This is a genomic window from Paraburkholderia sp. SIMBA_027 (assembly GCF_046535315.1).
Classification (GTDB): Bacteria; Pseudomonadota; Gammaproteobacteria; order Burkholderiales; family Burkholderiaceae; genus Paraburkholderia; species Paraburkholderia tropica.
This window is the reverse complement of sequence record NZ_JAWRWY010001316.1, coordinates 1-247: the sequence shown is the minus strand read 5'-3', so window position 1 is coordinate 247 and position 247 is coordinate 1. Positions and strand designations below refer to the sequence as shown.

Genomic DNA, 247 nt, shown 5'->3' with positions numbered 1-247 from the left:
CATGAGCTGATCGCAACAGACGTCGTGGCGCGGCTGGGCGGCGACGAGTTCATCGCGCTGCTCGAAGGCTCGCGTTCTGCCGACGCGGCGCCAAAGATCGCTGCGCGGATCATGGACACGTTGAATGAGGAATTGGTGATCGACGCACATTGCATGACGGTGGGCGCCAGCATCGGCATCAGCCAGTTTCCGGCCGATAGCGTGACAGCCGAGGAGTTGCTGCTCAACGCCGACGCCGCGATGTACG

General features: G+C 63.2%; 1 protein-coding gene. It reads left to right on the top strand.

Annotation, left to right across the window (positions count from 1 at the left end):
- On the top strand, positions 1-247 hold a 247-nt coding region (locus SB764_RS43430), incomplete at both ends, for a diguanylate cyclase domain-containing protein (protein ID WP_410867232.1).